Below are 13,662 nucleotides of genomic sequence, written 5' to 3' on the forward strand. Positions count from 1 at the left end.
GGAGGGGCATGTGCTGCGCTCCGCTTCGGCCGTCGACGTCGTCATCGTGGGGGCCGGGCCGGCCGGCCTCGCCGCCGCCCGCCATCTGACCGGGGCAGGGCTCGCGGTCACCGTCCTGGAAGCCGCGTCACGGGTCGGCGGCCGGGCCGTCACGGACGAGGTGGACGGCTTCCGCCTGGACCGCTGCGGCCGCCCGCTGGCGGTCTCCCCGGCCGCACTGCGCCGCACGCCCGGCCTGGGCGAGTTGGCGCTGCGTCCGTTCGCGGCCGGGGTGAGCCTCCACAACGGCCAGCGGGCCCAACGCGTCAGTCCGCTGCGGTGCACGAGGGGCGCACTCTCCGCGGCGCGCGCCCTCACACGCGCCGACCGTCGTACGGAGCGGACCGCCGACCGTCCGGTCAGTGACGCCCTGGCCGGCCGCCCGGCGTTCCCGCCGCGCACCCACGACACCTTCCTGCGGCCGCTGTTGGGCGCGCTGCTCTGCGATCCGCGGCTGCACGGCTCCAGTCGGGGCGCCGCGCAGGTGCTGCGGGCCTTCGCGGAGGGGCGGCTGGCGCTCCCGGCAGGCGGCGCCTCGGCCGTCCCGGAGCTGCTGGCGGCCGGTCTGCCGCCGGGCACGGTCCGGACGTCCGTGAAGGTCACGGCCGTCGACACCAACGGGGTCGGCACCCGTGAACACGGCCGGATACCGTGCCGCGCGGTGCTGGTGGCGACCGGTGCGCGGGACGCCGTCGAACTGCTGCCGGGGCTGCGCCGGCCCGCCTTCCACCCGGTCACCGTGTTGCACCACACCGCCGACACCCCCGCCGGCACCCGCGGCGGCCCCGGCCGGGACACCGCCCTGATCCTGCCGACCGAGGGCCCCATCGGCTTCAGCTACCTCGCCGGCGCGATCGACCCGTCCCGCACCCCGCCCGGCCGCCCGCTGGTCACCACCGTCGCCCTCGGCCCCGCCGCCGCGCTACCACTGGACGTCCTCGACAAGACCGTCCGGCCGCAGCTGGACCGGATCTACGGGGTGCGGACCGACGACTGGCAACTGCTGACCGGCCATCACGACCCGTACGCGGTGCCCGCGATGGCCACCCCACACGATCCGCAGCGCACCGTACGGGTGTTGGCCGGGCTCTACGTGTGCGGCGACCACCGCGACACCAGCACGCTCCAGGGGGCGCTGCGCTCCGGCCATCGGGCCGCCCGCGCGCTGCTCCAGGACTTCGGCCTGCCGGCCCGCCCGGAACCGGACGCCGTCCGGGCCGCGGCGTGACCGGGCCCCGACGACCGACCGCCCGTCACCCCAGCGCCGCCACCCGCTCCCGATAGCCGCGCACCGCCGCCGCGTCCCGGTACGGCTCCAGGCGCCGCTCGAAGTCCCGGACGTACTCGTGGGCCCGGGCGGAGCGCATCTCGGACGCCTGGAGGGCCGCCTCGGCGCCGAGCGTGCACGCCTGCTCCAGTTCGCCCAGGCCCAGCCGTGCGGTCGCCAGCACCACCCGGCAGAACAATCGGCTGCGGGCGAATCCGGCGGCGCGCAGCTGGAGCGAGCGCTCGGCGTGCTGGGAGGCCGCGCGGTACTGCTGGAGATCGCGGTGGCAGTGCGCGAGTTCGTCGGCGAGCTGTGCCTCGTCGAAGAAGCGCGCCCAGTAGGGAGTGTCGTCCCCGGGGCGGGCGCTCTCCAGGGCCCGTTCGGCGCGGGCCAGCGCGGCCGTGCAGGCCCGGACCTCGCTCAGGACGCCGTGGCCGCGCGCCTCGGCGGCGTGCAGCAGCGCCTGCACGGTGGGCGGCAGGCTGCTGCCGACGCCCTGTTGGGCGACCCGGGCCAGCTGGACGGCCTCCCTGCCGTGCCCCAGATAGACCGCCTGCCGGCTCATCGTCACCAGGACGTAGGCGCCGTACCCCCGGTCCCCGGCTGCCTGGGTGAGCCGCAGCGCCTGCACGAAGTACCGCTGCGCCAGCCCGTGCGCGGCGATGTCGTACGAGGTCCAGCCGGCCAGCCGGGTCAGGTCGGCGGCGGCCGCGAACAGCCGGCGGCCGATCACCTCCCCGTAGGTGCCGCGGAGCATCGGCTCGGCCTCGTGCTCCAGGTAGCGCACCAGGGCCTGGCGGGCGTGGCCGCCGCCGTAGGCGTGGTCCAGGGCGCGGAACAGCTCGCCGACGGAGCGCAGCGCCGCGATGTCACCGGAGGTGACCCGGCCGCCCTGGGTGCGGTCGACGCGCTCGGTCTGACGCTGCCGGGGCACCGACGTCCGGCCGCCCTGGGACGGGACCCGCTCGCCGGCGTCGCCGGGCAGCTCGCCGTGTGCGACGCGTTCGTCGGGGCGGCCGATCAGCCAGTCCCGGCTGGGCACGACCAGTCCGGCCGGAGTGAAGGCGATCTTGCGGAGCTCGGCGTGGCTACCGGAGTCCTTGCGCCACAGCCCGCTGACGATGTCCACCGCCTCGGCGGGGGTCGAGGCGAATTCGAGCCCGGCGTACACGGGCGCGCAGGCGTCCAGGCCGAGGTCCTGGGCGGACAGCCGGCGCCCCAGCCGGCGGGTGAAGACCTCCGCGATCAGTGCGGGGGTGGTGCCTCTGGGCTGCTGGCCGCGCAGCCAGCGCGTCACGGACGTCTTGTCGTAGCGCAGGTCGAGGCCGTGCTCGATGCCGAGTTGATCAACCCGTCTGGCCAGCCCTGCGTTGGAGAAGCCCGCCTCGGCGATGAGCGCGGCGAGCTGGCGGTTGGGCGTGTGGTGCGGGGGTCGTTCCGTCATCAGCTTTACCGGTCTCCTGCCTTCCGGGCCGGGCCGCCGGCTCGCTGACCCTGTCCGGCATGCTCTTCGCCCTTGTGGAACGGCGTGAATGTAACGGCCTTCAGCGCCTTTCTCCCGGCTTGCGCCCCGCGTTCATCCGATCGTGTGAGCACGTCACAGGCGCGTCGGGGGCCGTGCGGCGCACCGGCCCCCTGCGGGGGACGCACCCGGCGGCCGTACAGTGGCTTGGGCGCGATGTGGCATCAGAAGTGCTTCGCGAGAGGCATCAAACGTCGCAAGGAACTGCGACAAAGGTTCGAAGAGGAGCTGCCGTGACTGCGATCTCTCGGGGGGAGACCCCCGAACCCGAGGGGCTGCGCTTTGTGCACCTGGGCTTCGGGGCGGACGCCGTCGAGTACGAGTCGGCGTGGCAGGAACAGCGTCGCGTCCACGCAGCCCGGTTCGCCGACGAGGTCCCGGACACGTGCCTGCTCCTGGAGCACCAGGCGGTCTACACGGCGGGGCGCCGCACCTCCGACGACGAACGCCCGTTGGACGGCACCCCGGTCGTCGACGTGGACCGCGGCGGGAAGATCACCTGGCACGGCCCCGGCCAGCTGGTCGGCTACCCCATCCAGAAGCTGCCGCGCCCGGTCGACGTGGTCGCACACGTCCGCCGGCTGGAGGAGGCCCTGATCCGGGTCTGCGCCGCGTTCGGCATCGAGGGCACCCGGGTCGAGGGCCGCAGCGGCGTGTGGGTCCTGGGCGACCCGTTGGAGCGCCGGCCGGCCCTGGGCGGCCTCCAGCTCGACTTCGACCCGCGGACCGCGGACGAGCTCTTCGACCCGCGGCTGAACGGCCCCGAGTACGCACCGTCCAACGCCGGCCAGCGCGGTGAGGACCGCAAGCTCGCCGCGATCGGCATCCGCGTCGCCAAGGGCGTCACCATGCACGGCTTCGCACTCAACGTGAACCCGGACACCACCTCGTTCGACAAGATCGTGCCGTGCGGCATCCGGGACGCCGGGGTCGCCTCGCTCTCCGGCGAGCTGGGCCGCGAGGTCACCATCGCCGAGGTCCTGCCGGTGGTCGAGAAGCACCTGCGGGACGTCCTGGAGCACGCCGAGCTCCTCCCCCGGGCGGTCTGAGGACCGCGCCACGGCGCACCAACCGCCCCGCGCGTCCCACCGCGCGGGAATGCCGCCCTCCCGTCCGAGGTTGGCCAGCACGACCCGCACGTGGAAATACGTGCGAATTGACGGGCGTACCCTGGTGTACGCCGAAGAATCGAAGTTGTTAGGGAGCCGACGTGTCCGCAGTCGCACCCGACGGACGCAAGATGCTGCGCCTGGAGGTCCGCAACAGCCAGACCCCGATCGAGCGCAAGCCCGAGTGGATCAAGACCCGGGCGAAAATGGGGCCCGAGTACAACCACCTCCAGGGCTTGGTCAAGAGCGAGGGTCTGCACACGGTCTGCCAGGAGGCAGGCTGCCCCAACATCTTTGAATGCTGGGAGGACCGCGAGGCGACCTTCCTCATCGGTGGCGACCAGTGCACCCGCCGTTGCGACTTCTGCCAGATCGACACCGGCAAGCCGCAGGCGCTGGACCGCGACGAGCCGCGCCGGGTCGCCGAGTCGGTGCAGACCATGGGGCTGAAGTACGCCACGATCACCGGCGTCGCCCGCGACGACCTGGAGGACGGCGGCGCCTGGCTCTACGCCGAGACCGTCCGCCAGATCCACGCCGCGATGCCCGACACCGGCGTGGAACTGCTGATCCCCGACTTCAACGCGGTCCCCGAGCAGCTCGCCGAGGTCTTCTCCTCCCGCCCGGAGGTGCTGGCCCACAACGTCGAGACGGTGCCGCGGATCTTCAAGCGGATCCGCCCCGGCTTCCGCTACGAGCGGTCGCTGGAGGTCATCACCAAGTCCCGCGAGGCCGGCCTGGTCACCAAGTCCAACCTCATCCTGGGCATGGGCGAGACCCGCGAGGAGATCAGCCAGGCACTCCAGGACCTCCACGACGCGGGCTGCGAACTGATCACGATCACCCAGTACCTGCGCCCCTCCGTGCGGCACCACCCCATCGAGCGCTGGGTCAAGCCCGCCGAGTTCGTGGAGCTCAAGGAGGAGGCCGACGAGATCGGCTACGCCGGCGTCATGTCCGGCCCGCTGGTCCGCTCCTCCTACCGCGCCGGCCGCCTCTACCAGCAGGCCGTCGAGCGACGCGAGGTCGAGGCGGCCAGTCAGGCGGTTTGACGCGCCCGGCGCGCCATCTTGTGAATCGTGGCACATGCTGAGAGACGCGGCCCCGCACTCCCCCAGGCTGGAGGGCGTGGGGGCCGCGTCAACGTTTCATAGGTGTTTGACCGGCAGGTCATCCGTTGGTAACACCCTTCAGTGACGATGGATGTACGCACCGCTCGATTACCTCCCGCACGTACCCCCCCTGCTCGTTCCGTTCGTTCGAGGGAGACCGCCACCATGGAGGCCGCGCCGCTCCGCGCCACCCCCCGCCCCATCCCCTCCGTCACCGGTGCCCTACGGGCCATCGAGGCCGTGTTGCTGCGCAGCGGCCAGCGCACCGCCCGCCACAACGCCTGGACGTCGGTCCTGGAGGACCGCCGCCGCGCCAAGGACCGGTACGACGCCGAGTACGTCCTGGAGGCCGCGGCGACCCGACGTCCGCACGCCACGTAAACTTCGCTGTATGGCGAGGAAGGCAAACGCAACCGGCGCTGGCGGCGCTGAGAACCCCGGGCGGCTGAAGCAGATCGCCCTGACCTACAAGATGACCCGTCGGGTCGATTCCAAGGTCGGTCTTGTCGTCGCTGGCACAGGAATCGTCGTCTTCGGCGTACTCCTCGCCATCGGCTTCCTGATCGGCCACCCCGTCTACGCGGGCGTCCTGGGCTTCGTCCTGGCGTTCCTCGCGATGGCGATCATCTTCGGCCGGCGTGCCGAGCGGGCGGCGTTCGGACAGATGGAGGGCCAGCCCGGTGCGGCGGCCGCCGTCCTGGAGAACGTCGGCCGCGGCTGGACGGTGACCCCCGCGGTCGCCATGAACCGCAGCCAGGACGTGGTGCACCGCGCCGTCGGCAAGGCCGGCATCGTCCTGGTCGGTGAGGGCAACCCGAACCGTCTGCGCGGTCTGCTGGGCGCCGAGAAGAAGCGCATGGCGCGCACCGTCGCGGACGCCCCGGTGCACGACATCATCGTCGGCGACGGCGAGGACCAGGTTCCGCTCAAGAAGCTGCGGACCCACCTGCTGAAGCTCCCGCGCGTCCTCCCCGGCCCCCAGGTGACGGCCGTCAACGACCGCCTGCGTGCGCTCGGCGACCTGATGAGCAACATGCCGGTACCGAAGGGCCCGATGCCCAAGGGGATGCGGATGCCCAAGGGCGGCGGCAAGGCGCGCTGACCCCTCCACGGCCGGCCGGCGGCAACTGCCCGGCTCGGTACCTCCAACAACGTGTGACGCCCCGAGGCTGAGCCTCGGGGCGTCACACGTTGTTCGGGCGTCACGTGTTGTCGTTGTCGCGGGCGGTCGTTCTGGTCCGGGCAACCGACTCGGAGCGGACCGGTCCGGGCAACCGACTCTGAACGGACGGGCCACGGCGGCGGGGTCACGCCGCGCTGGTCACGACGCACTGGTCACGACGGACTGGTCACGACGGACGGATCAGATCCGCACCTGGACCGAGCGGCTGAGCCGGTCGTGCAGCCCCCGGCCGTCGCGGTCCCAGATCGCCGCGGGGATGACCAGCACCAGCAGCAGCGTCCGCAGTACCACCCGCGGCAGGGTGATCCGGCCGCCGCCCTCGGCGACCACCCGCAGCCCCACCAGCCGCTTGCCGGGGGTGCAGCCGACGGTCCCGACGGTCAGCACGCTCAGCACCGCGAACACCGCCAGCGCCCAGTTGCTCGCCGACTGTGCCTTACCGCCGCTGAGCAGCCCGTAGGCGATGAGCAGGCACAGCGCCCAGTCGATGAAGAGCGCACCGAAGCGGCGACCGACCCGCGCGATCGAGCCCGGGCCTTCCTCGGGCAGCCCGAGCTGCTGACCGCGGTAGCCGAAGTCGACGCCCATGTCCTCGGCTGTCGCCCGGGGCCCGGAGATCCACGATCCGATTGCTTGCCTGTTGTCCACCCGTCCACGGTACTGCGACCGCATACGTTCCTCGGGTGTGGGTTCCCCGACCCACGGTTTCCGGCCGCTTCCCGCCGCTTCCCCGGGGCTGGCGGAGGCCACTCCCGCGCCCGTCCCCGCAGGCGCACACTGGGGGTGGACCCGACAGCGTGCCGGTTAACCTCGGCGAAACAAATGGGTCATGCTTGGGAAATCCCGCCTGCCTATGGTCGGGCGAGCGCGCCACCGCACTTGGTCGCGCTCCGAGTCGCAACCCCGCGTCCGCCGAGCGGTGACCGGGCTAGGAGGAGTTGGATGTTCCAGAACGCCGACGACGCGAAGAAGTTCATCGCGGATGAGGACGTGAAGTTCGTCGACGTCCGTTTCTGCGACCTGCCGGGCGTGATGCAGCACTTCACGATCCCCGCTACGGCGTTCGACCCGGACGAGGAGTTGGCGTTCGACGGTTCGTCGATCCGCGGCTTCCAGGCGATCCACGAGTCCGACATGGCCCTGCGCCCGGACCTGTCGACGGCCCGCCTCGACCCGTTCCGCCAGGAGAAGCACCTCAACATCAACTTCTTCATCCACGACCCGATCACGGGCGAGCAGTACAGCCGCGACCCGCGCAACATCGCCAAGAAGGCCGAGGCGTACCTCGCCTCCACCGGCATCGCGGACACCGCGTACTTCGGTCCCGAGGCGGAGTTCTACGTCTTCGACTCGGTCCGCTTCGAGACCTCCGCGAACCAGGGCTTCTACCACATCGATTCCGAGGCCGGCGCCTGGAACACCGGTGCCCTGGAGGACAACCGCGGCTACAAGGTCCGTTACAAGGGCGGCTACTTCCCGGCCCCGCCGGTCGACCACTTCGCCGACCTGCGCGCCGAGATCTCCCTGGAGCTGGAGAAGTCCGGCCTCCAGGTCGAGCGCCAGCACCACGAGGTCGGCACCGCCGGCCAGGCTGAGATCAACTACAAGTTCAACACGCTGCTCGCCGCGGCCGACGACCTGATGCTGTTCAAGTACATCGTCAAGAACGTCGCCTGGCGCAACGGCAAGACCGCCACCTTCATGCCCAAGCCGATCTTCGGCGACAACGGCTCCGGCATGCACGTCCACCAGTCGCTGTGGCAGGGCGGCCTGCCGCTCTTCTACGACGAGCAGGGCTACGCGGGCCTCTCGGACATCGCCCGCTACTACATCGGCGGCATCCTCAAGCACGCCCCGTCGCTGCTGGCGTTCACCAACCCCACCGTGAACTCCTACCACCGCCTGGTCCCCGGCTTCGAGGCCCCGGTCAACATGGTCTACTCGCAGCGCAACCGCTCCGCCGCCATGCGCATCCCGATCACGGGCTCCAACCCGAAGGCCAAGCGCGTCGAGTTCCGGGCCCCGGACCCGTCGTCCAACCCCTACCTCGCCTTCTCGGCCCTCCTCCTCGCCGGCCTCGACGGCGTCAAGAACAAGATCGAGCCCGCCGAGCCGATCGACAAGGACCTCTACGAGCTCGCCCCGGAGGAGCACGCCGGCGTCCCCCAGGTCCCGACCTCCCTCCCCGCGGTCCTCAACGCCCTCGAAGACGACAACGAGTACCTCCAGCAGGGCGGCGTCTTCACCTCCGACCTGATCGAGACCTGGATCGACTACAAGCGCACCAACGAGATCGCCCCGATCCAGCTCCGCCCGCACCCGCACGAGTTCGAGCTGTACTTCGACATCTAGGATCGCCGCAGGTCAGAGCAGTTTTCTGCTCGCCTGGGCCGTCTGTGGGCCGTCGGCCGTGTTCTTCCGCTCCCGGAAGGCACGGCCGACGGCCTTTTCGCGGCGCTCTTAAGCGGCGGCGGGCGTCGCTCCGGCGCCGCCATCCTCTTCCGCGCTGCCCCCTCCGAAGACCACGTCGATGGCCCGCCGGGCCCGGTCCTGGCTGTTCGGCATGAGGTGCGTGTAGGTGCGGAGCGTGAACCCCGGATCGGAGTGGCCGAGGTACTCGGCGATGGCCTTGATGCTCTCCCCCGAGGCCAACAGCACCGACGCGTAGAAGTGCCGCAGTGCGTGCATGCCGTGCTCCCGGGACTGCACGTACCGCTCCCCCGGTGTGCGCTCAGGGATGACCCCTGCGGAGACCAACGCAGGCTTCCACAGGTACATGTTGAAGTAGTTGCGGTTCAGAGCCTTCCGCTCACGTGAGTAGAAGATCAGGGTTGCGGTCACGGGCGGGCCATCCGGCGTCAGCCATGGAAGGGTGACTTCGATGGGCGGATAGCGGGTGATATGGGTGGACAACCGATGTGCCACAAGGTCACCCATGGGCACGTCGCGCAGCTTGCCGCCCTTGGGCGGGGCGAACACCAGGTGCGGGCCGATCAACTTCACCTGTCGTACGACGTGGATCACGCCCCCGAGGAAGTCGATCTCCTCCACTGCAAGCCCGAAGTTCTCCCCTTGTCGGAGTCCGCATCCACTGCCCGTATCCACGGTGGTGGCATATCGATCGGGAAGCCCCGCCCTGACCGCGCAAACTCGGTCGAACGTCCACGGCTTCAACTTCCGCGCGTCCAGCTTGGGCGCCTTCACCGATCCAGCACGGCAGGGGTTCCGCACAATGATGCCGTCATCCACAGCGGCGGCGAACACGGCGGAGACATTCGCGAAAATGACGCGCTGGTACGACGACGCGATCCCGGAGTCTTTGAGCGTCCGAGCCCACGTTCGGATGTGTCCCGGCTGGAAGGCACTGAGGGAACGCGAACCGATGTGCGGGAAGGCGTGCAGCCGAAAGCGAAGTTCCATCGCCACGATCGTGGACGCGTCCGTCGTCTGCGACGCGAGCCACTGGGTCGCGAACTGTTGGAACGTCACCTTGCCAGCCGTCGGGTCAACGTATTGCCCGCGTGTCATGTCGGCCGCGATCTGCGTCAGCCATGCCTCAGCAAGACGCTTCTGCTTGTCTGGGAACGACTTACTGCGCTCGGTCCCGTCCGGCGCCACGTAGCGGGCGCGGTAGCGCATACCCGTGCCGTAGCGGTCGGTCTTGATCCTGCGGGTCTTGCCATCGGAGTCGGTCTCGGACTTGAACCAGCGGTCTTGGATGTGGCCTGCCATGGGGTGGCTTGGTCCCTTCGCTGAGACGAAGATGGGAGGGCCACGATGTGGCCCTCCCACGGGGGTTGCGAACTGTGCAGGGGCTGCCGCTACGCGGCGGCGTCAGCGGCTTTGCGCTTCATCACCCAGGCACGAACGTCGGCGGGGTCGTAACGCACGTGCTTGCCGACGCGGAATCCGGGCGGGCCAACGCGCTTCTTGCGCCACTGGTAGACGGTTTCCAAGGGGACCTCGAACATCTCGGCAATGTCCTCGGGAACGAGGTAGCGGTCAGGCAGCCCTGACCGCAGGATTGCGCGCGGGTCAGACCGCTCAGACTTGGGAATCGCTGTAGTCACTGCGCGCTCCTCTCGTCGTTCGGGCCGGACAGTCGGACACTCGGGGTTTTGGGCTGTCCGGGTCGTTCGGGCAGGTCAGGGGTGGTGACCGGACAGTCGGACACGCGGGACACGTCCCCGTGTTGGGTGTCCGGGTAGTAGCGGCCGGAGGTGTCCTTGGTGAGCTGCCCGGCCTCGGCCATGCGGGAGCAGTAGCGGCGCACGGTGTCTGCGTCGACCTCGGGCATTGCGGCGGCGACGTCCTTGGGACGGACGCCGGGGTTCTCCCGGACGTGGCGGAGGATCGCGGCTCGGGTGTCGCCGATGGTGTGGTCGGAGACCGGTCCGTCGAGCATCTGCCATGCGCCGGCGGCTTTGTGGAATTGCAGGGCGTATTCGGCTTCGTCCACGTCGCGGCCGGTGACGTGCAGTACGCCGTCGGCCTGCCCGCGGCCCCGCTTCAGTACGAGGGTGGCGTCGGCGGCGCCCGCGATGCCGTTGGTGCCGGAGACCTCGGTGAGGAAGTCGTCGGAGCCGGCTTTGCGGACGTGGTGGACCAGGACGACGGCGATGCCGTAGTGGTCCGCGATCCGCTTGGCGTAGCCAACGGCAGCGTAATCGGCGTCGTAGGCGGAGACGCCCTGTGGGGCCTGGCCGCGCATCTTGGCAAAGACGTCGATGACGACGAGCCGTGCCTCGGTGTTGCGGTCCAGCCAGGCGGCAATGGCGTCGCTTCCACCCTGGGGGAAGGGCGGGCATTCGGTGACCAAGGTCAGTCCGGCGGGGGCGGGTTGGCCGCCGAGCATCTTGCCCATCCGGGTCTGGAGACGGCGGGGGGTGTCCTCAAGGGCGAGGTAGAGCACGGGACCGCCCTGGACCGGGATGGAGTCGAAGGCGTGGCCGCCGCCGGCGACCGAAAGGGCCAGTCCGAGGGACAGCCAGGACTTGCCCACCTTGGGTGGTCCTGCGAGCAGGTTGACGCCTTCGGCGAGGATGCCGGGCACGGCCCACTTCGGTTCGGGGAACTCCGCGGCCATGAGCTGGTCCGCGGTCCACGCGGTGCGGGGGCGCTCGCGCTTGGGCGGCGCGGCCGGCGTGCTCGGCTGATCGGTCGGAACCGAGTACAGGTGAAGGGGCGGGATCGGGTTCGGGGTGCTCATGCCGCCACCTGCCGGGGGCGTTTGGCTCCGGCCCGCAGGCCGGAGCCAATGGTGCGGCGGGCTTCGCGGTCGCCCTGGCCGACCTGTGCCGCGGCGGCAGCCAGGGTCTCGGTCACCTCGGCTTCGTCCAGCTCTCCGCCGGCGACGAGTTGCCCCAGGGCCACGGAGGCAACGTAGAGGGCGTTGTTGTGCTGGTCGGGCCCGGAGTTGGCCACGCGGGCTTCCTCGGCGTCCACGGCAGCGCGCAGCCAGCGTCCGCGGCGATCGTGGGGAATGGTGACGGCTACGGGCCTTTGGGGCGGCAGCGGTGCGGGGCGCAGCAGTTGAGCCAGCCAGGCCGGGAGCGGGGCGGCGACGCCGTCGTGGATGACGGTGTAGGGGCGTCCGGCGACGGTGCTGCCGGGACCGACGACGTATCCGCCGGCGGCGCGGGTGTCGATCTTCCAGCCAAGGCCACGCCCGTGAGCCCCGGCAGTGTTGCGCAGCTCGATGTCCTGCGGGGCGGCGAAGTACAGGTGGATTCCGCCACGGCCGGTGCGGACGGTGAAAGTCTCGTGGGGGAAGGACTGGCCGTGTCGTTCGCACAGGACGGCAAGCACGTCCTCGCCACACGTGACGCCGGTCTCGCTCCACTCGGCGGGCGGGGTGTCACCGTCGTCTTTGGGCGTGTCCAGGTCGATCACGACCAGGTGCGAAGGGCCGGCGGCGATGCCGAGGTTGTAGGCTCCGGCTGCCCAGCAGCGGGCGATGCGTTGCGGGTCGGTGGTGGCTCGGGTCTCCCAGGAACGGATGGCGGGCCGCTTGTCGCCGGGGATCAGGGGGAAGACCGACCAGCCGCGGGTCGCGGCAGCCAGGGCTGCGCGGTGTGGCAGAGAGGTGGAGGCATGCGTCATGCTGGTCTCTCCTGTTCTGTTGAAGGGATAGGACCGGTGCTTGGCACCGGCCGGGGCGGTCGCGGTCTTGTGGTGAGAGGCGACCGCCCCGGGCGTATCTACTCGTCGATCTGGCCGCTGTAGCCGAGGGAGGCGACCGCGCTGTGGGCGCGGTTGAGGGCTTCGGCGAGCATGGCCGCGCAGTGCGCGGCCTCGGTCAGCGCCTGCCGGGCGTCGAAGACGTGGTCCTCGACCGTGCCGTGGTCGGCAGTGAGGTCACCGTCGAGATGGAGGCGGGTGAGGCAGGCGCCGGTCTGGTCGAAGGCTTGCGGCAGCATCTGTGCCATCTGCTTGAACGCGGCGACGCTGGAGTACGCCTGCCCGGGGTAGTGGAGGCTGCCCGTGCGGGAGCGCGGGGTGGGCAGGGTGGCGTGGTTGAACTTGCGGACCGCTTCAGCGGCGGTGTCCGCGTTGCCTTCCGGCCGGCGGGCGGCGGCCATGTCAGTACTCCTTGCCTGTGTAGTGAGCGATGTAGCCGGGGCAGGTGTTCTCGGGGCAGTCGCAGCCCTGGCACTCGTTGCAGATGTCGCCGTCGCACCGGTCACACAGCTCGTGACCGGGGCATCCGTAGTCGGCGCACTCGTCGCAGTACTCGTCGGACATGCGGGTTTCTCCTGTCAGTTGTGGAAGTGGTTGCGCTTGATGACGGCCTTGCGGATGTGGACCGTGGTGGTGCCCTGGTGGCGTCCGCCGGCGCTGAAGACCTGCACGGCGACCCAGCCGCCGAAGATGACGGCGGCCAGGACGACGAGCTGGTGGATGAGCGCGGCCAGTGCGGCGAGGAACGTGGTCAGCAGGAGAAGCCCGCCGCAGACGGCGGCGAAGCCGATGCCGCCGAGGGCGATGTTCACCGCGGCCCGGGAGACGGCCGGCTTGGGCGCGACCGGTTCGGGCTGGGTGGGGACGATGGCGTAGCCGGTCACGACCCGTCCGTCGGGCAGGACCACGCTGGCCACAGCGGGGACGTTGTCGGGCTGGACGGGCGCCAGCGGCGCGGGAGCGAGCGGGGTGGGCTGGTGGACCTCGACGGCCGTCGGCTGGTGCGTTGTGGTCGGGTCACGGGGCGGGGTGGGCTGGTTCATGGAGCGTCTCCTAGACGTGGCGGATGGCGTCGATGACGGCGTGGGTGAGCTGGTTGATGGGGCCCGACGCGCCGGTGGAGGCGAGGAAGAAGCCGAACATGATGGCGATGAAGGCCGAGCCCCAGCCGAGGGTCTTGGAGCGCAGCAGGAAGAACAGGACCAGGCCGAACAGGGCGACCAGGGAGACGGTGATGGCCACAGCGGACC

16 protein-coding genes are annotated in these 13,662 nt (G+C 70.7%); 6 read left to right on the plus strand and 10 right to left on the minus strand.

The window, feature by feature from the left end:
- Positions 1 to 10 precede the first annotated feature (10 nt).
- Positions 11 to 1,267 (plus strand): NAD(P)/FAD-dependent oxidoreductase, encoded by a 1,257-nt coding sequence (locus ACO0M4_RS38575; RefSeq protein ID WP_430375801.1) that lies wholly within the window; start codon positions 11 to 13, stop codon positions 1,265 to 1,267.
- Between the two features lie 25 nt (positions 1,268 to 1,292).
- Here the strand turns inward: ACO0M4_RS38575 and ACO0M4_RS38580 are convergent, their stop codons facing one another.
- On the minus strand, positions 1,293 to 2,750 hold the full coding sequence (locus tag ACO0M4_RS38580; protein ID WP_430375802.1) for a regulator: 1,458 nt from the start codon (positions 2,748 to 2,750) through the stop codon (positions 1,293 to 1,295).
- A 311-nt stretch (positions 2,751 to 3,061) separates the two neighbouring features.
- On the opposite strand from ACO0M4_RS38580, the gene lipB reads away from it, so the two are divergent.
- The 4 genes from lipB (at position 3,062) to ACO0M4_RS38600 (ending at position 6,151) form a co-directional block, all read left to right on the plus strand.
- Positions 3,062 to 3,877: a lipoyl(octanoyl) transferase LipB gene (lipB, locus tag ACO0M4_RS38585; RefSeq protein WP_430375803.1), complete on the plus strand. Its 816-nt coding sequence runs from the start codon at positions 3,062 to 3,064 to the stop codon at positions 3,875 to 3,877.
- A gap of 161 nt (positions 3,878 to 4,038) precedes the next feature.
- Positions 4,039 to 4,989 carry a lipoyl synthase gene (lipA, locus tag ACO0M4_RS38590; RefSeq protein ID WP_390021631.1) on the plus strand — a complete coding sequence of 317 codons (951 nt, stop codon included), beginning with the start codon at positions 4,039 to 4,041 and terminating at the stop codon, positions 4,987 to 4,989.
- Between the two features lie 225 nt (positions 4,990 to 5,214).
- Positions 5,215 to 5,430, plus strand: coding sequence for a hypothetical protein (locus ACO0M4_RS38595; RefSeq protein ID WP_430375804.1), 216 nt, complete (start codon positions 5,215 to 5,217; stop codon positions 5,428 to 5,430).
- A 10-nt stretch (positions 5,431 to 5,440) separates the two neighbouring features.
- The gene (locus tag ACO0M4_RS38600; RefSeq protein ID WP_430375805.1) at positions 5,441 to 6,151 is read left to right on the plus strand and encodes a DUF4191 domain-containing protein; all 711 of its coding nucleotides are present in this window, start codon (positions 5,441 to 5,443) and stop codon (positions 6,149 to 6,151) included.
- A 261-nt stretch (positions 6,152 to 6,412) separates the two neighbouring features.
- On the opposite strand, the gene ACO0M4_RS38605 is transcribed toward ACO0M4_RS38600, so the two are convergent.
- Positions 6,413 to 6,880, minus strand: coding sequence for an RDD family protein (locus ACO0M4_RS38605; protein ID WP_430375806.1), 468 nt, complete (start codon positions 6,878 to 6,880; stop codon positions 6,413 to 6,415).
- Positions 6,881 to 7,174: 294 nt separating this feature from the next.
- Here ACO0M4_RS38605 and glnA point away from each other — a divergent pair, with 294 nt between their 5' ends.
- Positions 7,175 to 8,584 (plus strand): type I glutamate--ammonia ligase, encoded by a 1,410-nt coding sequence (glnA, locus tag ACO0M4_RS38610; protein WP_430375807.1) that lies wholly within the window; start codon positions 7,175 to 7,177, stop codon positions 8,582 to 8,584.
- 108 nt (positions 8,585 to 8,692) lie between these two features.
- On the opposite strand, the gene ACO0M4_RS38615 is transcribed toward glnA, so the two are convergent.
- The 8 genes from ACO0M4_RS38615 to ACO0M4_RS38650 form a co-directional block, all read right to left on the minus strand.
- Positions 8,693 to 9,964: a tyrosine-type recombinase/integrase gene (locus ACO0M4_RS38615; protein WP_430375808.1), complete on the minus strand. Its 1,272-nt coding sequence runs from the start codon at positions 9,962 to 9,964 to the stop codon at positions 8,693 to 8,695.
- Between the two features lie 89 nt (positions 9,965 to 10,053).
- Positions 10,054 to 10,302, minus strand: a complete 249-nt coding sequence (locus ACO0M4_RS38620; RefSeq protein ID WP_430375809.1) for a helix-turn-helix domain-containing protein — start codon at positions 10,300 to 10,302, stop codon at positions 10,054 to 10,056.
- Positions 10,299 to 11,441 carry an AAA family ATPase gene (locus ACO0M4_RS38625; RefSeq protein WP_430375810.1) on the minus strand — a complete coding sequence of 381 codons (1,143 nt, stop codon included), beginning with the start codon at positions 11,439 to 11,441 and terminating at the stop codon, positions 10,299 to 10,301. Before ACO0M4_RS38625 ends, ACO0M4_RS38620 begins: the two co-directional genes overlap by 4 nt.
- A complete protein-coding gene (locus ACO0M4_RS38630) occupies positions 11,438 to 12,334 on the minus strand; it encodes a bifunctional DNA primase/polymerase (protein ID WP_430375811.1) in 897 nt (298 codons plus the stop codon). The genes ACO0M4_RS38625 and ACO0M4_RS38630 overlap by 4 nt, the downstream gene beginning before the upstream one ends.
- A gap of 98 nt (positions 12,335 to 12,432) precedes the next feature.
- The gene (locus tag ACO0M4_RS38635) at positions 12,433 to 12,813 is read right to left on the minus strand and encodes a hypothetical protein (RefSeq protein ID WP_430375812.1); all 381 of its coding nucleotides are present in this window, start codon (positions 12,811 to 12,813) and stop codon (positions 12,433 to 12,435) included.
- Between the two features lies 1 nt (position 12,814).
- The gene (locus tag ACO0M4_RS38640; protein ID WP_430375813.1) at positions 12,815 to 12,976 is read right to left on the minus strand and encodes a hypothetical protein; all 162 of its coding nucleotides are present in this window, start codon (positions 12,974 to 12,976) and stop codon (positions 12,815 to 12,817) included.
- 14 nt (positions 12,977 to 12,990) lie between these two features.
- Positions 12,991 to 13,455 (minus strand): hypothetical protein, encoded by a 465-nt coding sequence (locus ACO0M4_RS38645; RefSeq protein ID WP_430375814.1) that lies wholly within the window; start codon positions 13,453 to 13,455, stop codon positions 12,991 to 12,993.
- A gap of 10 nt (positions 13,456 to 13,465) precedes the next feature.
- Positions 13,466 to 13,654 (minus strand): hypothetical protein, encoded by a 189-nt coding sequence (locus ACO0M4_RS38650; RefSeq protein ID WP_430375815.1) that lies wholly within the window; start codon positions 13,652 to 13,654, stop codon positions 13,466 to 13,468.
- Between the last annotated feature and the right edge of the window lie 8 nt (positions 13,655 to 13,662).

The sequence above is a fragment of the Streptomyces sp. RGM 3693 genome (assembly GCF_050471125.1).
In the GTDB taxonomy this organism is placed as follows: domain Bacteria; phylum Actinomycetota; class Actinomycetes; order Streptomycetales; family Streptomycetaceae; genus Streptomyces.